At 62.4% G+C, this 20,091-nt stretch carries 15 protein-coding genes and 1 pseudogene; 6 read left to right on the top strand and 10 right to left on the bottom strand.

Going from position 1 to position 20,091, the window contains the following annotated elements; genetic code table 11:
- Positions 1–568: 568 nt before the first annotated feature.
- Complete coding sequence (locus ACWMMN_RS37050; RefSeq protein ID WP_486424274.1) at positions 569–946, bottom strand: hypothetical protein; 378 nt, start codon at positions 944–946, stop codon at positions 569–571.
- A 92-nt stretch (positions 947–1,038) separates the two neighbouring features.
- Here ACWMMN_RS37050 and ACWMMN_RS37045 point away from each other — a divergent pair, with 92 nt between their 5' ends.
- From ACWMMN_RS37045 to ACWMMN_RS37025, 5 genes are all read left to right on the top strand, one after another.
- The gene (locus ACWMMN_RS37045) at positions 1,039–3,828 is read left to right on the top strand and encodes a type VI secretion system Vgr family protein (RefSeq protein ID WP_486424273.1); all 2,790 of its coding nucleotides are present in this window, start codon (positions 1,039–1,041) and stop codon (positions 3,826–3,828) included.
- 3 nt (positions 3,829–3,831) lie between these two features.
- Positions 3,832–6,225, top strand: a complete 2,394-nt coding sequence (locus tag ACWMMN_RS37040; protein ID WP_486424272.1) for a T6SS effector phospholipase Tle3 domain-containing protein — start codon at positions 3,832–3,834, stop codon at positions 6,223–6,225.
- A 6-nt stretch (positions 6,226–6,231) separates the two neighbouring features.
- A complete protein-coding gene (locus tag ACWMMN_RS37035; RefSeq protein ID WP_486424271.1) occupies positions 6,232–7,872 on the top strand; it encodes a type VI lipase adapter Tla3 domain-containing protein in 1,641 nt (546 codons plus the stop codon).
- Between the two features lie 9 nt (positions 7,873–7,881).
- Positions 7,882–8,142, top strand: a complete 261-nt coding sequence (locus ACWMMN_RS37030; protein ID WP_174993638.1) for a PAAR domain-containing protein — start codon at positions 7,882–7,884, stop codon at positions 8,140–8,142.
- Between the two features lie 937 nt (positions 8,143–9,079).
- Entirely contained in the window at positions 9,080–9,373 is a 294-nt protein-coding gene (locus tag ACWMMN_RS37025) for a toxin-antitoxin system YwqK family antitoxin (protein ID WP_081052145.1), read from the top strand.
- A gap of 156 nt (positions 9,374–9,529) precedes the next feature.
- Here the strand turns inward: ACWMMN_RS37025 and ACWMMN_RS37020 are convergent.
- Positions 9,530–10,660 (bottom strand): annotated as a pseudogene (locus ACWMMN_RS37020) (IS3 family transposase).
- Positions 10,661–10,910: 250 nt separating this feature from the next.
- Between ACWMMN_RS37020 and ACWMMN_RS37015 the strand changes: the two are divergent.
- Complete coding sequence (locus ACWMMN_RS37015; protein WP_486424270.1) at positions 10,911–12,839, top strand: collagenase; 1,929 nt, start codon at positions 10,911–10,913, stop codon at positions 12,837–12,839.
- A 363-nt stretch (positions 12,840–13,202) separates the two neighbouring features.
- Here the strand turns inward: ACWMMN_RS37015 and ACWMMN_RS37010 are convergent, their stop codons facing one another.
- The 8 genes from ACWMMN_RS37010 to ACWMMN_RS36975 are packed head-to-tail and all read right to left on the bottom strand — an operon-like array spanning position 13,203 to position 20,089.
- Complete coding sequence (locus tag ACWMMN_RS37010) at positions 13,203–14,075, bottom strand: LysR substrate-binding domain-containing protein (protein WP_059241019.1); 873 nt, start codon at positions 14,073–14,075, stop codon at positions 13,203–13,205.
- Positions 14,076–14,122: 47 nt separating this feature from the next.
- Positions 14,123–14,848 (bottom strand): amino acid ABC transporter ATP-binding protein, encoded by a 726-nt coding sequence (locus tag ACWMMN_RS37005; protein WP_174993640.1) that lies wholly within the window; start codon positions 14,846–14,848, stop codon positions 14,123–14,125.
- Positions 14,849–14,889: 41 nt separating this feature from the next.
- Positions 14,890–15,546 carry an amino acid ABC transporter permease gene (locus ACWMMN_RS37000; protein WP_256087576.1) on the bottom strand — a complete coding sequence of 219 codons (657 nt, stop codon included), beginning with the start codon at positions 15,544–15,546 and terminating at the stop codon, positions 14,890–14,892.
- Positions 15,543–16,307 carry an amino acid ABC transporter permease gene (locus ACWMMN_RS36995; RefSeq protein WP_486424269.1) on the bottom strand — a complete coding sequence of 255 codons (765 nt, stop codon included), beginning with the start codon at positions 16,305–16,307 and terminating at the stop codon, positions 15,543–15,545. The genes ACWMMN_RS37000 and ACWMMN_RS36995 overlap by 4 nt, the downstream gene beginning before the upstream one ends.
- Positions 16,308–16,350: 43 nt before the next feature.
- Complete coding sequence (locus ACWMMN_RS36990) at positions 16,351–17,169, bottom strand: transporter substrate-binding domain-containing protein (protein ID WP_256087574.1); 819 nt, start codon at positions 17,167–17,169, stop codon at positions 16,351–16,353.
- 40 nt (positions 17,170–17,209) lie between these two features.
- Positions 17,210–18,283, bottom strand: coding sequence for an ABC transporter ATP-binding protein (locus ACWMMN_RS36985; RefSeq protein WP_174993643.1), 1,074 nt, complete (start codon positions 18,281–18,283; stop codon positions 17,210–17,212).
- A gap of 40 nt (positions 18,284–18,323) precedes the next feature.
- The gene (locus ACWMMN_RS36980; protein WP_059241013.1) at positions 18,324–19,166 is read right to left on the bottom strand and encodes an ABC transporter permease; all 843 of its coding nucleotides are present in this window, start codon (positions 19,164–19,166) and stop codon (positions 18,324–18,326) included.
- Positions 19,163–20,089, bottom strand: coding sequence for an ABC transporter permease (locus tag ACWMMN_RS36975; RefSeq protein WP_059241012.1), 927 nt, complete (start codon positions 20,087–20,089; stop codon positions 19,163–19,165). Before ACWMMN_RS36975 ends, ACWMMN_RS36980 begins: the two co-directional genes overlap by 4 nt.
- Between the last annotated feature and the right edge of the window lie 2 nt (positions 20,090–20,091).

The raw sequence follows: 20,091 nt of genomic DNA, 5'->3' as shown, positions 1-20,091 counted from the left end.
AGCGGCCGGAACCATACTCTCTGGATCCGGCTCGCGCAAAACGTTATTTCCCATAACGCAATTCGACGCCACCCCCATATTCATATATTCAATTGGTCGATCCAATCTGTCCATTAGATATATGCGCGGCAATAATCGGCCCGCCATAATGGGCCGACATCGAAATTTCTCGTCAAATATTACGGCAACTGTAAGCTTCGCGTATGCGTGACGCCCGTCTGGTGGGCGTAACAAAGCTTGACGATCTGATTCGCGCAGTCCGTCTAGAATGACTTTGCTAAATCGGCATATGGTCTAATAGCCGAATTCCGAATGTTTTGGGAAGCGCTGGGAAACTTCCGATTGACGCCATGAGGACGCTGGGTCCCGAGCACCCGGTTTATGTCCTGACGACGCCGGCACCGAAGGATGTCTTGTCCGTGTTGGGCGATCGGTCGGATTTCGGTCCAGCGGTTCGCTGTTTCCTGTCGCCATTCGACGCGCTATTGGAGATGGTGTTCCTGCTGCGACACGATGCAAAGGCAGTCGAAGGCGTCTTGCTGTCGAGTCACCTGCCGCGGCGCGTCCTCTATTCAGGCAGTTTCGACAGCGGCCGCTCACCGTGCATCTCGCGTGGCTTGCCCACGGGAACCGGCTCGTCGTGCATCACGATGGCCATCTCTTCAGGGTTGCTCGAGACCAGGCTGCACGATGGCGTCAGCACCAAACGGCGGTAGCTATTGAAGCAGCGACGTGGTCGACGCTCGATCGACTGCACCAGTCCGCAGGCCTCTTTGCCCGGCAAGAGACGTTGCAGATCGCGCGACGATGGCTGGCGTCGCCGGCCGTTGAAGAGGCGTCGCTCCGGCGGGCGGTCGCGGCGCTCGACGCTGTCGATGTGATCGCGGTACCTCCCGGCGATGCCGGGCAGTTGGCGTTGTACAACCCGGAAACCGGGTGCGGGCACTTCGTGCCGCGAGACGGGACCGTCTGATAGAAAATTGACGGTGGGCCACGTTGTGGCTCGCCGGATATGAACATAAAACTGAGAGGGCCGAAGTGAGCATCAGCGACACACTTAGTAGCTTCGCGTCGGGCGCGGTCGACTGGAACCGACGTCCGGTCGCTTTGAATTTCGGGCGGCTGCAAGGGACGCTGGGGCGCTTGCTTGCGCTTCAGCACGCAAACGTTCACGAAGGGCTGATGACCGGCATCCACGGGCATCTCACGTGCGTATCGACGCGACACGACCTACCGCCCAAACTGTTTATCGGCGTGCCGGTCTCATTGCGACTGGTGACCGACCGCGGCCAGCTGCAGACGATCAACGCAATCGTTCAGAACGTGCAAATCGGGCAAAGCGACGGCGAGCTGTGCGTATACCAGCTGACCGTTTGCGATACTTTGTCTCTGATGGACAAACGCACGAACTCGCGCGTCTTCCGCAAGCAGAGTGTCGTCGACGTCCTCACGGTGATGTTCAACGAATGGCGGCAGCGTAGTCCGGCGCTCGCGCGCGCCTTCGAATTCGACCTGTCATTCCTGAATCGCGATCGGTATCCCGCACGAGAATTGACGCGGCAGGTGAACGAGTCGGACGCGGCGTTTGTGCGGCGGTTGTTGCGTCGCGAAGGGATTTCAATCTTCGTCAAGGCAGGGTCCGCCAAGGGCGGCTCTACCTCCGAAGACGATACCCCGGTGCACACCTTGGTCTGCTGCGACAATCCCGATGCGTTGCAGGAAGGGCCGGCGGGAACGGTACGTCTTCACCCGCGCGACGCAGGCACCGAAGAGCGCGATACGGTGACGCTGTTCGCGCTGCACGCGCGCCTGGTGCCGGGCGCAGCGAGTCGACCATCATGGGACTACAAGAAGGCGCGTATCGATGAGTCGATCGTGGCCGGCGACGTCGACCAAGGCGATTCCGGCAACGATCTGGCAAAGCTCCTGACCGACGTCGCGATCGATGTCCCGCATGCGGGCGACTCGTGGAACGATCAGGATCGCCTTACTCGCTCACGCATGCTGGCTCACCAATTCGAAGCGGAACAGTACGACGGCGCGAGCGGGATCCGAGATCTCGCCGTCGGCACGTGGATCACGTTGACGGGTGACCCCGACCTGGACATGCAATCGGCCGACAAGCGCCAGTTCGTCGTCACGTCGATTCGCCACGACGTCTCGAACAACCTGCCGAAGGGGCTGACCGAACGCGTGCAGCAGCTCTTTGCTGCGAGCAAGAACCTCGTATCACCTTCGCCGGCCCAGCTGGCCAGTTCGTCCGCCGAATCGGATACGCGCTACGAAAACACCTTCACGTGCGTGCGCCGCGGCGTCCCGATCACGCCGGCATACGATCCCAGAATTGACCTGCCACCCGTCCATTTGTTGACCGGGGTCATCGTCACGCGCGACGGCGATGAGGTAGTGACCGACGAGCTCGGGCGGGTCTACGTGCGGATTCAAGGTCTGAATCCCGCCGATCATTCCCATGCGCAAGGGGCCGGCACGAACGATAACGCCGGCGACAGCGCGCCGATCCGGGTGGCCTCGAGCCTTGCGGGCACGCAGTTCGGCGCCTCGTTTCTTCCACGCATCGGCATGGAGGTCCTGCTCGGCGCGATCGGGGGCGATCCCGACCGGTTGGTGATCATCGCTGTCCTCGGCAACGGATCGAATCCGCCGGCGGCGTTCACGCACACCGGTTCGCTGCCTGGCAACCGATATGTGTCGGGTATCAAGACGAAGGAAATCAAGGGGCAGCGCTATAACCAGTTGCGGCTCGACGACACGCCAAACGAAATCAGCGCACAGTTGGCGAGCGAGCATGCGCATACTCAGTTGAACCTCGGGGATCTGACGCATCCGCGTGAGAACGGCACCGGACAGGCGCGCGGCGAGGGCGCTGAGCTGCGCACCGACGCGGCCGCCGCTGTGCGGGCTGCTCGAGGCATCCTGCTCACCGCCTATGCCCGTACTCGCGCCAGCGGCGACCAGCTTGATCGTGACGAATTGATCGAACTCCTCGGCGAGTGCGCTCAACTCTTCAAATCCCTTGGCGACTATGCCAGCCAGCACGGCGGACAGGCCACCGACGTTGCGGGACAGCAAGCAGTCGCAACGGCTTTCAAGGATTGGGCGGCAGGCGATGGCGCGTCCAATAGCGGCGCCAGTTCGTCGGCCAGCACACCCGCATTGATGGCATTCGGAGCGCCGGGTGGATCGGTGAACGTAACGCCGAAAACCCATGTGACGTATGCTGGCGAGAACGTTGATCAAATAGCGCAGCAGCACATGCAGCTCGTGAGCGGGCAGCGGCTAAACGCCATGGGCGGGCAGGGCGTGCAGGTGTTCGGACGCGGCGAAGGCGTGAGCGCAATTGCCGGCGAGGGGCCGCTGACACTGCAGGCACAGAAGGATGTGATGTCGGCAGTCGCCCAAAAGGGCGTGCAGATCACAGCGGTCGACGGGGAGGTCGTGATCAGCGGCAAGACGCTGCGGTTGGTCGCGGCAGACGGCAGCTACGTGAAAGTCGGAGGTGGTGTCCAGGTCGGCTCAAATAGTGCATTTACCGCACACACGGCCGGACATGATTTCGTCGGCCCTGATACCGATCACGTCGCGCAACCGGGCTTCAATCAGGCGCCGACGAGCCAGAAATTCCGGCTGCGATACCCCGGTACCGATACGAGCGAGGTTCCGCATTCGGTCCCGAATCGACCGTACAAGATCACGCTGAATAACGGCCAGGTCATTCAGGGTGTTTCCGATCACGAAGGGTTGACCAATCTCGCCGAGAGCGACGTGATGCACATCGCACATGTTCAGGTTTTCGACGCGCAAGGATAAATCATGGCGAGCTCTCAAAATTCCCCGCGCGTGGTTGGCGAGAAGAAGGCTGTTACGCAATCCAATCTCCCGAAAGACGCGCATACGCCGGTCGACGTCGAGCACCGGTTTCCGTGCACGACGATTCTCATTCACGGCGTGAACGATCTCGGCACCGATTTCGGCACCGTTGAAGGCGGACTCTGCGAAGGGCTCAAGGATCGGCTCGGGCGACCCGATCTCAAGGGGGCCGAGTATATGCAAGGCCGCATGGCCCATGACGATCCGAACAAAAAACCCGTCACCGCCGCCGACCTCATGAAAAACCTTGACGATGTGCTTTATCGTCGTCAGGAAACCGCCGATACTCGTAGCCCACTTATCCCATTCTATTGGGGCGTCCGCGCAAACAAGGACGAGCTGCCGAAAGATGCCAATAAGCAGACCGTCAACGGCCAGTATGTCGACAAGTTCGGCAACCGCCTGGATGTGCACCGTGCCAAGGGCGGCGGTTTTTTCGCCAACGCCACGACCGACATCCCTGGCATGTTCAACTCGCACTTCATGGGCGGAAAACTTACCGCCACACTCAACTATGCCTCGGGCGACCCCACCCATCCATTGCTTGAAGCCCCGAGCCGCCATTACATGGTGCTGGCTGCCGTCCGACTGGCTGCACTCATCCGACAGATCCGAATCATCAACCCTGACGAGACCGTGAATATCATTGCCCACAGTCAGGGCACCCTGATCTCATTGCTCGCTCAAGCCTTCTTGATCAATGGCCTCAATCCGAACGCCTGCAGTGTCGGCGATCGCCCCGCCGACACGCTGATCTTGATCGACTCGCCTTTCACCCTCGAACAGGAATTCGCAGAGCGCTTTGGCCAGACCGGCGACGCACAGCAAACCACTTACGCGCGCACGAAAACCCTCGCTAATCTCACGCAGTTGGTCGCACAAGCGAAACACAGCACACCAACACTCGACAAGCTCTCCGCCACCGACGGTCAGGGTAAGGTCGTGCGCGACAATTTCGGCATCACCGGCCCCAAATGGGGCCCCGAGCATGCCACGCGCCTGACCGGCCCCCAGGATGTCGTCGGCAATGCTACGTTAGCGTTCGCCGAACGCGACAATCGCGGCAAGGTCTACCTGTACTTCTGCCCCGAAGATTCCACCGTCGCTATGACCGGTATCAACGGCATGGGCGCGTCCGGGCTATCCGATTCGCGCAGCGTCACGGCCTCGCGCGACGGTGCGAAACCCGAAATCGTCCGGCTGCTGTCCGATAGTTTCCGTCAACGCGTGTTCACGCGCCGCTTGCGCAACGGCCAACCGGTACGCGTCGGCAATGCCCCCGGCCCCTTCACGTTGCGGGAAAAGGGAGAAAGCGCACACGGAACCTCAGGCGTTATCGAAACGCACGGCAAACGCGCCGACATCCCAGTCGGCACGGTCCGCACCATCAACGGTGAAGCCTTGCCTCCGCCGTTTCCGCCGGAAATGCAGGCCAATGTCATTGACGGCACCCAACGCACCCCGCTGGACGGTAGTGCGAGCGAAGTGGAGCCGGGTCAGCAGGCCCTAGACCAGCTCGAAGCCGAGACCGTATTGAGCACCGATGGCGGGCCCGGCACCTTGCAGAAGCTCCCGCTTCAAACCATCGACTGGCCCGGTTTCGGAATCGGCAGTCAGATCCCCGATCGTGGCGCAGTCGAAACCCGACTGAATACCGGCAAGGGCGATCCGGATGATCGATGCCGCGTGCTACAGGTCACCGCCTCCTTTCCCCTCCAGCCTGGCAAACTGCAGATCGTTCGGCAGGAAACCCCCAACGAAGCCAAGGTGCGCATCATGAACACCTTCCGCTCCCCTGACTCTTATCACTCCGCCGTTATGAGTGGCCGCCGCAATCACCGCTGCGCCACCGCGTTCGATGTCGCCATCGGCCAGGGGCGAGCCATTGATGATCCGGACTGGGCAAACCTACTCCGCGGTATCGCGGACTGGCGACTATCCTTAAAAAAACTAAAGAACATTGCAGAATCACAATACAACCAGCTCGATTCCACGACCCGCGAGATCGTCGAAGCGAACTGTAAGTACTACGACAGCGGGACGTTCCCGGCCCCACACCTGGTACCGGTGACGCCGCCGCCGCAGGTGGTAAGCGAGATCTACCAGCAACAGCAGGATTTTAAAAAGAAACAAGAAGCCGAACAGGAACGCAAGCGAATCGACGAGCGCAACCAGCGTCTGAAGGCACAGGCCGAACAGGTCAAATCCCAGGTCCAACAGGGTATGGCGCGCGGCCAGCAATACATTGGCGAGCAAGCCGACGCCGCCAAGCAGGGGCTGGACGGGGCGCTCGAGCATGCCAAACAAGGCGTCAAGGATCTCTGGAACAAATTCTGATTCGCGATGACAATCACATCTTCTACCCGCGCGTCGAAACGTCCCCTGTTCGGGGCTCTGATGATGGTCCTGGCGTTGTTCTGGGCCGCCGTATTGAAGCTGCTCACCGTGAGCAGCACTCTATCCTGGGGAACCATACCAATGACTCAACGCGTGCTGCTCTGGCTGCTTCCGATCGCACTGATCGGCGGCATCGCGTATGCCGGCCACAGTCTGTGGTCGCGCCAACATACGCCACGCTCGTTTGATCCAGCAGCAGTGCAGGCCACCGCTGCACATGACGATGCAATCGCTGCAGCCGCCGCTCGCGATCCGCGCTTCACGCTGGAGATCCGCCGCTTCGGCGTCACGGTCGATCGCTTCCGCCAGCGCGCGCTGCTGATGCGCCTCGATGAGGCCGGTGTGAATGGCAAACTGCTGCTGCAGGATCCGAAAGAGTACCCGTGGGAAGCCATGGCGCGGATGTCCGCTGAGGGACAACGCGAAAACAATGTGTTCGGCTACACGCTGCGCAACTGGACGGATTACTGGCCAATACCTGTTATCGTGGCTGGCCCGCCGAGAGATGAGAACAACATTGATGCGGATCGCATGGCAACGCATATCAGCAGCGCCGACAACGGTGCCGGCATTGGCAACACCCTCTACATTCGTCTCGATGAGATCCATACCGAACATGGTGACGAAGTAATGTCACGTGTATTCAACTTCTTCGATCAGCATCCAGACCTGCCAGCAGTCGTGCTGCTGATCGAGGATGGGTTGAATACCCGGGCATACCTACGCACTCCTGGCGAAGTAGATGTCGAGCAGCAGCGTAAAAATGGCAATTTCGTACCGAAACGCCCCGATAGCTTCGTAGCGTTGCTGGTGACACGCAAGGACCGTGTCGACAAACTGATCCGACCATACACGGTTGACGCACCGGAAGCGATCGACAACACCAAGACGCAGTACGACGTAATCAAGCTATGGAATTACTTTTGGGCCGAACAGAAAGCCTATTGGGCAGCAAGCGACGCTGCCGGCGAATCAACGCATAAAGAAATGCCCTGGGACTACTGGCAATCGAAGTTGCCGGAATTTTGGAAGACCACGCCGCTGAAAGCGCCGGAAGGTTTCAAACCGAATCCGTGGGTGCCGATTCCATGGACGACCTGGCAGTTGAAAGAGTACGACGACTGGCCGGTGCTGGCCTATCTGCATCGGCCGGTACGGGTGGATCTCAGCGACGGCAACGGCGAATCGCTGAAGAAGGGCGAAAAAATCGAGAAACTACGTGCGGGTTGGCAGCAGGCACTGGACACACTTCCGACTGGCGGCCAGCCGGGCCGCATGTTCTACGACACTGGCGCGTCGAACAGCCAGTTGGCGCTACTGGTGCAGTCGCTCCACGACAATCCGCAGCACATCGATCTGGATGACCCGAAAGATGCATTCGACATGCAACGTCGAATTGGAGGCGACACCGGGACGAGCTCGACTTGGGTTCAACTCGCGCTCGCACTGATGTTGGATTACGGCGACGGCAAAACGAGCGCGTTGGTGAACCTGCGCGACCCGCTTCACGGCACGATCGTGATGCTGACACCTCCGGACGAAGCGTCTCGCAAAGCAAACCCACAGACGTTCAGCTGGGATTTTTAGGGGCTAGTCGTGAGCGATAAACCCTACGTCCTCGAGGGCGATACCCATAGTCATGGGGGGCGCGTCCTGTCGGGCGCGCCCCACTCTCGGATCAAGGGTCGAGCGATCGCGCGCTTACACGATCCTGCGATTTGCGAAATTCACGGTCCGACGACCATCGCGAAGGTATCGGGTCGTGGCTGTTTCGACGGCCAGCCAGCCGCGTGTGATGGCGACGAGTTGGCTTGTGGCGCGAAGTTAATCGCAAGCCAAACCAACACGGGCGGCTGATCGGGTGACTTATCATGGCACGGCCAATGGCGTCGTGCTCACGAGCGCGTGCGAACTGGGGATCGCCCGGTGGGCCAAGACGGGAAGCGTGAAGCCGTAGACCAGTCACATGCCGTAGAGCAAAGCAAAGATGTCAATCCGAGGTGTCCGTTGCACGTGGCTCTTGGGGTCCGAGTTGACAGTTTTATCGACAACCTCACCGAAATAATGTCGTCACTTCGTCTATGTCCGAAGCAAAGTCGTCAATTTGCATCGTACGCTCCCCCGCCCGACCGTAGAGCTATGATTTATATGCGATTTGTGGTTTGCGAATCGTTCGGTGGCGGCGCCGCGCCCGGGCTACGGCCTGGAGGCGTGTATAGCCGATGGCGGCTCGGATGCTACGGTCGGCTGCCCGAGTTTACCAGTGGCCTGAACGGGACCGCTCCAAGTTCGCCATCCGGCCAATTGTCACCGATCACGATGGGCGGCTCGCAGTGCATGTTCGACAACCAGGACTGGATCGGCAACAATTCCTCAGTCAAGTCAACACGAAAGCCCTTGCGAGCTATCTACCACCCATCATGTGCGTCGACAGTCAGCTTCGCCCGTTTCGGTCAGAGCAAGAGGTTCTTTCTCAAATCGCCCAATTTAGTCCGGCTGGTGGGGACTGGTTACCGCTCGAGCGTCTTTTGGAAGATCTCTGGAGCGTCGGGGTGTCGGAAAAGTCGTTCAGTGTTCTATTCGGCCTTTTTGAACGATTCCCCGATAGTGATGGGGCGGGAGTGCTGTGGAGCATTGTTCACGGGGTCGAGAGTCTTGACATTCCTTATGAACAGGAGCTGGCAAAGTCGCTCGCGCAATGCTCGTCTCACATGGGCAACATAATGATGTCGCGATTACGGCGCAGTCTTGAATGATGTGCTGGCTGACGAAGAGGTGCAAAGCGGAGGGCGTAATGGTGGAATTGAACATCGCGGAAATTTTGTATCCAAGCGGTGCGCTTAGATACCGCTATAGCAGATACCTGGCCGCTGATGGGCGGCGATGGATTCGACACGGCCTCTTCGTTGAATACAGAGAGGACGGCACTCTCGCGTCTGAAGGAACCTACGAACACGGCGTTGAGCACGGAGTCTGGAAGGATTTCCATCCAAACGGACAACTAGCCGCCCTTGGGGATTACGATCACGGAACCGAAGCAGAGAACTGGACGTATTGGGACACTGAAGGGCAACGCGAGATAAAGTGACGACCGATCTCGACAGCGGCGAGCGTAGGTCTCAGCGTAACTTTCTACGCTAACCTTTGTCAGATAAGGCGCAGGTACTGCTGCATCATTGGCGTGACGGATGCAGGTGCTGCCGTAGTTTGCGTGCTTGAGGCTAGCCCAATTTCCGTCCCGGTCTTAGTTGGAAAATTCCGACTCTTCGGGGTGGGCCGAATCGGCACCGATCGGTGCACTGGCGGGCGAATTCCGCCGGCGTCATCCACTGCAGCGCAGAGTGAGGGCGCGCCTCGTTAGAGTACTCGCGCCAGACCTCGATTTTGTGTCTGGCATCCTCCAACGACAAGAACCAATGCGCATTGAGGCATTCCTCCCGGAAGCGTCCGTTGAAGGATTCGTTCTTCGCATTGTCGGTCGGCTTGCCAGGACGCGAGAAGTCAATCTCCACTCCATTCTCGTACGCCCATTTGTCGAGCGCCTTCGATATGAATTCGCTGCCATTGTCTGCCTTGATATAGCGGGGAAGCGGACGATGATGTGCAAGCCGAGTCAGCGCGGCGACGACGTGCTCACCACGCAACGAGCCATCGACTTCAATCGCCAAGCATTCCCGCGTGTAGTTGTCCACGATCGTGAGGGTGCGCAAGCGTCGACCGTCAAACAGCGCGTCAGCGACGAAATCCATACTCCAGATTTCGTTGATTGCGTTCACTGACTGCTTCGGCCGTCGGCGCCGAGCGGATTTGTTTCGACGGGGTCGCTTGTGGCGCAACGAAAGGCTCAGTTCGCGATACACGCGTTCTACTCTCTTATGGTTGTCCCGCCAGCCTTCCCGGCGAAGCATCACGTACACGCGGGGCGCACCATAATGCACCCGCACTTCCGTGATCTCCTTGATGCGCATCTCCAGCGCGCTCTGATCCCGCGCGACCGACTCGTAACGGTAGACCGTGCGGGATAGCTGCAACAACGCGCAGGTCTGCCGCTGGCTTGCGCCGAAACGTTGCATCAAGTCCGTGACAAGCTCACGGCGCCGAGAAGGCTTCAGAGTTTTTTTGACAGCACGTCCTGCAGCATGGCCTTGTCCAGCGACAGATCGGCCACGAGCCGCTTGAGCTTCGCGTTCTCTTCCTCAAGCCGCTTCAGCCGGCGCAGCTCCGAGGGTGAAAGCCCGCCGTACTTCGTCCGCCAGTTGTAAAGCGTCGCGTCGCTGATCCCCATCTTGCGGCAGACCTTCGCGACCTGCGTGCCCAGCTCGGCCTGCTTCAACGCGTATGTGATCTGCTCGTCGGTGAACTTGCTCTTCTTCACGGCATGACCTCCTGGTCTCGATGACAACGTCATGCCGGAATTTTCCACTTTCAAAATGGGACAGTTTTGTGGGCTAGGGTCACGCCCGGGCGATCGGCTGAATTATTTCGGAAATAGATTTTTATTGGCGAATAATAAATACAATCTAGGCTTATCTGCGTCGCGTCAATTAAATTGACATTACAATATGTAATGTTATATCTTGGTTTCTCAAAAACAACCGAGAGAAGATAAAGTGGCAATTAACGAGGTGCATCAAAATAATCATCGCTGGTCGGCCATCGTCGCGTTGTCGGTATTCGTGGGGCTGGCCGGCGCCGCGTCGGCCAATACCGAGCCGTCTCCGACGACGCAACCAAAGCAGGCGCGCATGCCTCGCGTGCCGCAGAATCTGCCGGTGTCGCCCGAACAGGCCCAGTACAACCTGCCGCTCAGCCAGCAGGATCGCGCGGCGCTGACCAAGCCGTCGCAGTTGAAGCAGCCGGCCACGCGCAGCAAGCGCAGCGCGTCGGGCGCCGATTGCCGCGACATGTCGGTGATGACCCAGTATCGCGGCGCGGCGCTCGCCGATTACATCGCGAATCTTCCCGATTACGAATGCCATTACGGCTTGTTCTCGGTCGACAAAGCGCAGGCCACGCAGATTTTCAATGCCGAAAACGTTCACGCCGTCGCGAGTCGTTTCGTGCAGGAAATCTATAAATACGACGCGAGCAATTTGATCCTGGTCAATTTGCTGATTTACCTGCGCTCCGGTTATTACCAATATGACGTATCGGGCATTGCCAACCCGATTCCGGATCTCGCGGTGTCGCTGCGCCCGTATATCAAGCAAAGCCTGGAGGGCGATGCGCTCTATCGCGACAATTCGCGTGCGCCGAGCACCGCGAACGAGCTGATGAAGCTCATCACGAACATGCGGGATGAAGCGTACTACCTGCCGACGCTGAAGAACCGCATCGCGTCGTACACCGTGAGCGCGGCGAATCCGCAGGCTGCGGCGCCGCTGCTGCAGCGCAGTGCGGCGGGCGGCTTCACCGGTTTGCTCACGGTGTTCTTCTACGCGCACCAGCGCAGCGGCGCGCAGCCGATGCTCGACAACGACGCGACGCTCCCGGAGACGCTCAACCGTTTCGTCACCGCGAACCGCGCGAGCCTGTCGAACACGAGCGCCGCCTATCAGCTGGCCGACGCGGCGCGCGAAACGTTTCGCTTCCTCCGCTATCCGACGCAGAAGCCGCGCGTGAAGAAAATGATCCAGGACATGCTCGCGTCGACGAGCATGACGGGCGCGGACAGCGATCTCTGGCTCGCGGCGGCGGAAGCGGTCGACTACGGCGATCCGGGCCACTGCGCGGACTACGGAACCTGCGACTACAAGAAGCGGCTGGCCGACGCGGTGCTCTCGAATCGCTACGCGTGCAACGCGGGCGTGCGCATTCTCGCGCAGGACATGACGATGCCGCAGCTGCGGTCCGTCTGCACGGCGGTCGCGCAGCAGGACGACTACTTCCACCGGATGATGAAGACCGGGCGCAAGCCGGTCGCGGGCGATCGCAACGACACGATCGAACTCGTCATTTTCGATGACTACGCGAACTATCGAAAATACGCGTCGGTGATCTACGGCATCAGCACCGACAACGGCGGCATGTATCTCGAGGGCGATCCGTCCGCGCCCGGCAACCAGGCGCGCTTCATCGCGCACGAGGCGTCGTGGCTGCGGCCCGAGTTCAAGGTGTGGAACCTCGAGCACGAGTTCACGCACTATCTCGACGGCCGCTACGACATGGCGGGCGACTTCTCGGTGAGCACCGCGAAGCCGACCGTGTGGTGGATCGAAGGCGTGGCCGAGTATCTGTCGAGAAAGAACGACAACCCGGAGTCGATCGACGCGGTGCGCACGGGCGCGTACCGGTTCTCGGACGTGCTCGGCACGCGTTACGCGTCGAGTGACTACATTGCGCGCGCGTACCGGTGGGGCTACATGGCGACGCGTTTCATGTTCGAGCGCCATCGCGCGGACGTCGACACGATCGTGTCGCGCTTCCGGGTGGGCGATTACGACGGCTACGCAAACTATGTCGCGTACATCGGCAATCGCTACGACACCGAGTTCGCCGACTGGGCGCGCAACGCGACGACGGCGGGCGAGCCGCCGGTGCCGGCGAAGCGCTGACAGGCACGGGCGGGCGCCGCGTGATCGGATGCCGGTCACCGTGGCGCCCGGCGCAAGTGAGGCGAACGCCACTCTCGGTCGACCGCCACCGATCCGGAAAGCGCGAGCGTAGGTCTTGGCGTGGGTGTGTTCGTCGAGTCTTGTCAGATAAAGAGCAGGTAGCCAGGTCGACTACGAGGCCAGCTCGATCGCTGCACACGTTGCTGTACGTGGAAACGAGGCAGGGTCAAGGTTCCGACTCGCATCGTCATCCCAGTCGACTTCATGCCGAGCAGACCTGCGCACTCGATCTGAACTGAATGACCCGGTTCATCCAAGCGGTCGAGAATGCTGCGTTCGCGGACCTGTCTGCCTGAGGGGACGTCACGCGCGCTCGTCTGCGATCCAGTCGCCGAACAGCTGGATCTTCTGTGGCTGCCCGGACCCGCCCGGATACACGAAGTAATACCCCATCCCAGTCGGGAGCGAGATGTCGAACGGCATCACGAGCCGGTGCGCCGCCACGTTTTCGTCCACCAGCGTCCGGTCGCCGATCGCGATGCCGTAACCGTCGATCGACGCTTGGGTCGCAAGGTCCAGCGTTTCGAAGCTCAACCCGCGCGTCGAATCGACGTGAGGCGCGCCAGCATGGTCGAGCCACCGTTTCCAGTCCCGATGATCGCGGGTCGGATGCAGCAGCGTATGACCGGCCAGGTCGTCGAGACTGGCCAGTGGCTGCCGCTCGAGCAGGCCCGGCGCGCAGACGGGCGTCAGCTGCTCGTCGAACAGCGGGATCGCATGCATGTCGGGGCCGGCGCCGGCCGCGTAGATCACCGCGGCATCGAACGGTTCCATGCGGAAATCGACGTGATGGTCCCAGGTCGTCGTGATCTGTACCTGGAGTTCGGGGTGCTCGGCCTGGAACCGCATGATGCGCGGCAGCATCCATTGCATCGTGCAAGTCGGCACCTTCAGCGCGAGCTCGGTGCGCCGGCGCGACAGGCGCATCGACACCTCTTCGATGCGCGCGAAACTTTCGCGCACCGTCGGCAGCAGCAGTTCGCCTTCCACCGTCAGCGTCAGGCCCTTCGGCGTGCGCTTGAACAGCGGGAACTGGTAGAAGCCCTCGAGCGCGAGGATCTGCCGGCTTACGGCACCCTGCGTCAGGCACAGCTGCTCGGCGGCGCGCGTAAAGCTGCCGTTGCGGGCGACGATGTCGAAGATCTGCAGCGCGTTGAGGGAAGGAAGTCGTTTCATCGGAAGGGCTGGCGTGGAACGGACGGCAGGATGCGCCGCGGCATGGCTCAGTGCAGGATCTTCGCGAGGAAGTCCTTCGCGCGTTCCGATTTCGGATTCGAGAAGAAATCGTCCTTGCGGTCGTCCTCGACGATCGCGCCCTTGTCCATGAAGATCACGCGATGCGCGACCTTCTTCGCGAAGCCCATCTCGTGCGTGACGACCATCATCGTCATCCCTTCCTGCGCGAGTTCGACCATCACGTCGAGCACTTCGTTGATCATCTCGGGATCGAGCGCGGACGTCGGCTCGTCGAACAGCATCGCGATCGGGTCCATCGACAGCGCGCGCGCGATCGCGACACGCTGCTGCTGACCGCCCGACAACTGGCCCGGAAACTTGTGCGCGTGCGCCTTCAGGCCGACGCGATCGAGCAGCTTCATGCCCTTCTCGTTCGCCTCGTCCTTGCCGCGGCCGAGCACCTTGACCTGCGCAAGCGTCAGGTTCTCGGTGATCGACAGGTGCGGGAACAGCTCGAAATGCTGGAACACCATCCCGACCTTCGAGCGCAGCTTCGACAGGTTCGTCTTCCTGTTGCCGACCGACTGGCCGTTCACGAGGATCTCGCCCTGCTGGAACGGCTCGAGGCCGTTCACGGTCTTGATCAGCGTCGACTTGCCCGAGCCCGACGGGCCGCACACGACGACCACTTCACCTTTGTTGACCTCGGTCGTGCAGTCGGTGAGGACCTGAAACTGGCCGTACCACTTCGAAACGTTGCTGATGGAAATCATGGGGGATACCTGCATCGTAATGAGGCGCGCGTGGCGCCGGTTCAGCGTGCCTTCGCGACGCGGTAGCGGCGTTCGAGCACGCGGGCGTACCACGTCAACGGGAAGCACATCGCGAAGTAGAGCAGCGCGACCATCGCATAGATCGGAAACGGCTTGAATACCGCGTTGGTGATGATGTTGCCGGTCTTGGTCAGTTCGGTCAGCCCGATGATCGACGTGAGTGCGGTGCTCTTCACCGCCTGCACGAGGAAACCGACGGTCGGCGGCAGCGCGATCTTCCACGCCTGCGGCCACACCACGTAGCGCAGCTGCTGAGTCCACGTCATGCCAAGGCTTGCCGCCGCACTCCATTGGCCGCGCGGTACCGCGTCGACACAGCCGCGCCAGATGTCGGCCAGATAGGCGCTGGCGTTCAGCGTCAGCACGACCGACGCGGCGACCCATGGCGTCACGTCGATGCCGATGAGCGGCAATCCAAAAAATCCTAGGAACAGTTGCATCAGCAACGGCGTGCCCTGGAATACCTCGACGTACAGGATCACGAAGCGGCGCAGCGCCGGCGCCGGCGAAATGCGCATCGCGAGCAGCGCGAAGCCGCCAATGCTGCCGCCGACGAACGTGATCAGCGACAGCAGCAAGGTCCAGCGTGCGGCGAGCAGCAGGTTCCACGCAATATCCTGGAAGGTGAATTCGATCATCGTGCACGCTCCGTGGGAAGGCGGGTTTCAGGAGAGCGGGCGCGCCACGTGAAGCGGGCCACGCGAGCGCGCTGGGGCGTGGCCGCCGCGCCGCGCTGTGTGCGACCCGAGAACAGCCGGCGACCGATGCGATTGAGCAGCATGCGCAGCGCGATCGACAGCAGCAGGTAGATCGCGGTCACGACGATGTAGATCTCGAACGCACGGAAATTGCGCGACTGGATGAAGTTCGCCGCGTAGGTCAGGTCGGGCACCGAGATCTGCGACACGACGGCCGAGCCGAGCATCACGATCAGTACCTGCCCGAGCAGCGCGGGGTACACATTCGCGAGCGCCTGCGGCAGCACGACGTGACCGAATACCTGCCGGCCGTGCAGCCCGAGCGCCCGCGCGGCCTGCACTTGCCCGTGCGGCACCGATTCGATGCCTGCGCGCAGGATCTCGACTGCATACGCGCCCAGGTTGACCGTCATGGCCAGCACGGCCGCCTGCGCTTCGTCGATGTGTACGCCGATTGCTGGCAGCCCGAAGAAGATGAAGAACAACTGGACCAGAAACGGCGTATTGCGGATCAGCTCGACGTAGGCCGAGACGAGCGCACGCGCCCAGCGCGGGCCGGCGAGTGCGGTCCATGCGCCGGCGGTGCCGATCAGGCCGCCGAGCGCGGTGGCGGTCGCGGTGAGGCCGAGCGTCACGCCGATTCCGCGCGCAAGCATGCCGGCGTAGAGGCCGAAATCGCTGAAGTCGAACACGTAGATCATCGCGATGCCTTTCGTCGTGAATACGGGGCGGGGGCGGCGCGCATCACAGGTCGGCCGGCAGCGCCGCGTGCAGCCACTTCTGCGACAACGTGTTCAGCGTGCCGCTCTTCTTCGCGCCGGCGATCGCGTCGTTGACCTTCTGCATCAGGCGCGGCTCGTTCTTGTTCAGGCCGACGTGATCGGGCGAGCTGAACAGCGAGAACTTCTGTTCCGGATCGATCGACGGATGACGCGCGATGATCGTTGCGCCGACGTCGTTGCCGACCACCAGCAGCTGCGCCTGTCCCGACAGGAACGCCGCGATCGCACCGTTCGGATCGTCGAAGCGCTTGATCGTCGCGCTCGGCGGCGCGACCTTGCTGACGCTCAGGTCTTCGAGCGTACCGCGCGCGACCGCGACCGATTTGCCGGCGAGATCGGCGGTGCCCTTCACGGCGAGCGACTTCGGGCCGAATACCGCGAGGTAGTACGGCGCGTAGGCGTTCGAGAAGTCGATCACCTTCGCGCGTTCCGGCGTCTGTCCGACCGACAACAGCATGTCGGTCTTGCGGTCGGCGAGATAGGCCATCCGGTTGTCGCCGGTGACCTGCACGAGCTCGACCTTCGCGTTGAGCGCCTTGCCGATCAGCGTCGCCATGTCGATGTCGTAACCTTGCGGCTTCATGTCGGGGCCGATCGAGCCGAACGGCGGGTAGTCCTCGAACACGCCGATGCGCACGACGCCGGATTTCGCGATCGTGTCGAGTGCGTCGGCATGTGCGAGCGGCGCGACGGCGGCGAGACCCGCCGCGCAGGTGCAGACGAGGGCGGTGCGGGCGAGCAGGCGTCGCACGAGACGGTGGGCTTGGGTCGATGCGTTCATGATGGAGTCCTTGTTGCTGCGCTGGGGAAAGAACAGGAAATCAGGCGCCGCGTGCGGCGATCAGCTTGCATGCATGCGCGGGTAGCTCGGCGGCGACCGGCATGCCGACGTGCAGGTCGGGCGTTTCGCGCGGCGTCGTCGCGGCCGTCAGCGTGAAGCCGCGGCAATCGATCGTCGCCTCGATCGACGCGCCGACGTCGCGCACGAACGTGACTGTGCCGGCGAGCGTGTTCGGCGCGGACGGCGAGACCGAGGCCGCGCGCACGCACACGTCCTCGGGGCGAATCAGCAGGCGCACGGCGTCGTCCGCGCGCGGCGCGTCGGGCGCGCGCCGGATCGCGAGCCGTTGTCCGCCCGGCAGCACGATCGCGTCGTCTCCGTCGCACGCGACCGGTAGGATGTTGCCGAGGCCGATGAAGTCGGCGACGAATTCGTTGACCGGATCGCGGTAGATGTCGAGCGGCCGGCCCACCTGCTGTATCCGGCCTTTCTCCATCACGACGATCTCGTCGGCCATCGTCATCGCTTCGCGCTGGTCGTGCGTGACCATGATCGTCGTGATGCCGAGCCGTTGCTGGAGCAGTCGGATCTCGACCTGCATCGCCTCGCGCAGCTTCGCGTCGAGCGCCGACAACGGTTCGTCGAGCAGCAGCAGGCGCGGCGACGACGCGATCGCGCGTGCAATCGCGACGCGCTGGCGCTGCCCGCCCGAGAGTTGCGTGACGAGCCGGTCGGCCATGTGCGGAAGCTGGATCAACTCCAGCAACTCGGCGACGCGCCGCGCCTGCGCGGCCTTGGCCGTCTTGCGCAGCCGCAGCGGGTACGCGATGTTCTGCGCGACGGTCATGTGCGGAAACAGCGCGAGCGACTGAAACACCATGCCGAAGTCGCGCCGGTTGGCGGGCACGTTCGTGAGGTCGTGGCCGGCGAACGTCAGGGTGCCGGAGGTCGGCGTTTCCAGGCCGGCGATGATCCGCATCAGCGTGGTCTTGCCGCAGCCGGACGGGCCGAGGAAGCAGACAAGCTTGCCGTCCGGCACCGACAGGTCGACGTGATCGACCGCATACGCCTGATGGAAGCGCTTCGTCACGTTCTGGAGGATGAGCTGGGTCATGAGGGGTCCTTGCGCGGGCGGGAGCGGGGCAGGGCGCGCGTCAGAGCGCGACGCCCTTGTCGCCGACGAGTTTTTCGAGCATCCAGATCAGCGCGAAGTCGATCGCGACGGTGAACACGGCGAAGCAGAACACGGTCGGGTCGAGCGACGACACGGTGCGGCTGTAGAGCCAGACGGGCAGGGTCATCGTGTCGATGCTGTACAGGAAGAACGTCACCGTGAATTCGTTGAACGACACGATGAACGCGAACAGCATCCCGGCGAGAATGCCGGGCCGCATCAGCGGCAGCACGACGTCGACGAGCGCGCGGCGCGGGCTCGCGCCCATCAGGCACGCGGCTTCCTCGAAGTCGGGGCCGATCGATGCGACCGAGGCCGCGCAGTTCTTCACGGTGAACGGCAGCGTCAGGATCACGTGGGCGACGACGAGCCGCGCGATGCCGAGTTCGACCGGCAGCGCGTTGAACACGATCAGCAGCGCGAGGCCGAGCATCACGAGCGGATAGACGATCGGCAGCGCGACGAGCTGCTCGACGAGCGTCTTGCCGCGGAAGCGGTAGCGCGACAGTGCGTACGCCGCAGGTACCGACACGGCGGTCGCGATCAGCATCGTCGCGACCGCGACGACGAGGCTCGTCGTCAACGCGGCGCCCATCGACTGCGCGCTGCCCGCGTCTGACGAGACGAACGTCTGCCATGCGGCGCGATACCAGTGCAGGCTGAATTCGCGCGGCGGGAATTCGAGCGTGCCCGACGCGCCGAACGACATCGTGATCATCGTCAGGATCGGCAGCGCGGCGAGGAACAGCACGAGTGTCGCGAGTGCCCCCGTTACGCGTCCGAGGCGGCCGGGCATGGGCGTGCGCAGGAGCAGGGCGTTCATCGGTTCACCTCGCCGGAACGTTGCAGGGTGCGCACGAGGCGCTGGGAAACCGCCATGACGACGAGCGTCGCGCCCATCAGCACGATGCCCGATGCCGATGCGGCCGGCCAGTTGAGCAACGGTGCGACCTGGTCGTGCACGAGCACCGCGAGCATCGGCACGCGCCGGCCACCGAGCAGCAGCGGCACCGCGAATGCGCTGGCGTTGTACGCGAACACGAGCAGCGCACCCGAGACGAGGCCGGGCATCGCGAGCGGCAGCGTCACGTGCCGCAGCGTTTGCCAGCGGCTCGCGCCGAGCGTCGCGGCGGCTTCGTCGTACGCGCGGGACACCGCGCGCAGCGCGCTCGACAGCGGCAGCACCGCGAGCGGGAACGCGGTCTGGATCAGGCCGAGCAGCACGCCGTGCTCGCGGTACAGCAATTGCAGCGGCCGCCCGATCATGCCGGTGGCGAGCAGCGCGCGGTTGAGCAACCCGGCCGGGCCGAGCATCACGAGCCAGCCGTACCCTTGCAGCAGCAGGTTCACGAGCAGCGGCAGCAGTACGCCGGCGAGCAGCAGCCGGCGCGCGAGCCGCGATTCGGTGCGCGCCATCGCGAGCGCAACCGGGATCGCGAGCAGCACCGCGCATACCATGCTCTGGAACGCGAGACGCAGCGTGAGCCACAGCGACGTCGTGAAGTACGGATCCGCGAGATCGGCGTAGTTCTGCAGCGTGAAGGTCCGCCATTCGTCGCCGGATACGCCGACGCTCATTCGCAACACCGTGAGCGTCGCGGCGGCAAGCACCGCGAGGAACGCGAGGATCGGTGCGAGCAGCAGCCACGGCGGCATGCCGGCCAGCGCGGCGGCGGTGTCGGGGCCGGCACCGGCCGTTCCGGCGCCGGCCGACCCTGCATCGCGGGGGGAGGGCAGGGAGGCCATGT

This window comes from Burkholderia cepacia complex sp. TUM26381 (assembly GCF_057439935.1).
The sequence above is the reverse complement of the archived record's forward strand: the minus strand, read 5'-3'. Positions and strand labels throughout refer to the sequence as shown.

Bases quoted from the DNA above. Each gene is read 5' to 3' on its own strand.
- ACWMMN_RS37040 (WP_486424272.1), top strand. From the start codon at position 3,832: ATGGCGAGCTCTCAAAATTCCCCGCGCGTGGTTGGCGAGAAGAAGGCT.
- ACWMMN_RS37035 (WP_486424271.1), top strand. From the start codon at position 6,232: ATGACAATCACATCTTCTACCCGCGCGTCGAAACGTCCCCTGTTCGGG.
- ACWMMN_RS36995 (WP_486424269.1), bottom strand. From the start codon at position 16,307: ATGATCTACGTGTTCGACTTCAGCGATTTCGGCCTCTACGCCGGCATG.
- ACWMMN_RS36980 (WP_059241013.1), bottom strand. From the start codon at position 19,166: ATGAACGCCCTGCTCCTGCGCACGCCCATGCCCGGCCGCCTCGGACGC.
- ACWMMN_RS37010 (WP_059241019.1), bottom strand. From the start codon at position 14,075: ATGAAACGACTTCCTTCCCTCAACGCGCTGCAGATCTTCGACATCGTC.
- ACWMMN_RS37000 (WP_256087576.1), bottom strand. From the start codon at position 15,546: ATGATCGAATTCACCTTCCAGGATATTGCGTGGAACCTGCTGCTCGCC.
- ACWMMN_RS36985 (WP_174993643.1), bottom strand. From the start codon at position 18,283: ATGACCCAGCTCATCCTCCAGAACGTGACGAAGCGCTTCCATCAGGCG.
- ACWMMN_RS36990 (WP_256087574.1), bottom strand. From the start codon at position 17,169: ATGAACGCATCGACCCAAGCCCACCGTCTCGTGCGACGCCTGCTCGCC.
- ACWMMN_RS37005 (WP_174993640.1), bottom strand. From the start codon at position 14,848: ATGATTTCCATCAGCAACGTTTCGAAGTGGTACGGCCAGTTTCAGGTC.
- ACWMMN_RS37025 (WP_081052145.1), top strand. From the start codon at position 9,080: ATGGTGGAATTGAACATCGCGGAAATTTTGTATCCAAGCGGTGCGCTT.
- ACWMMN_RS36975 (WP_059241012.1), bottom strand. From the start codon at position 20,089: ATGGCCTCCCTGCCCTCCCCCCGCGATGCAGGGTCGGCCGGCGCCGGA.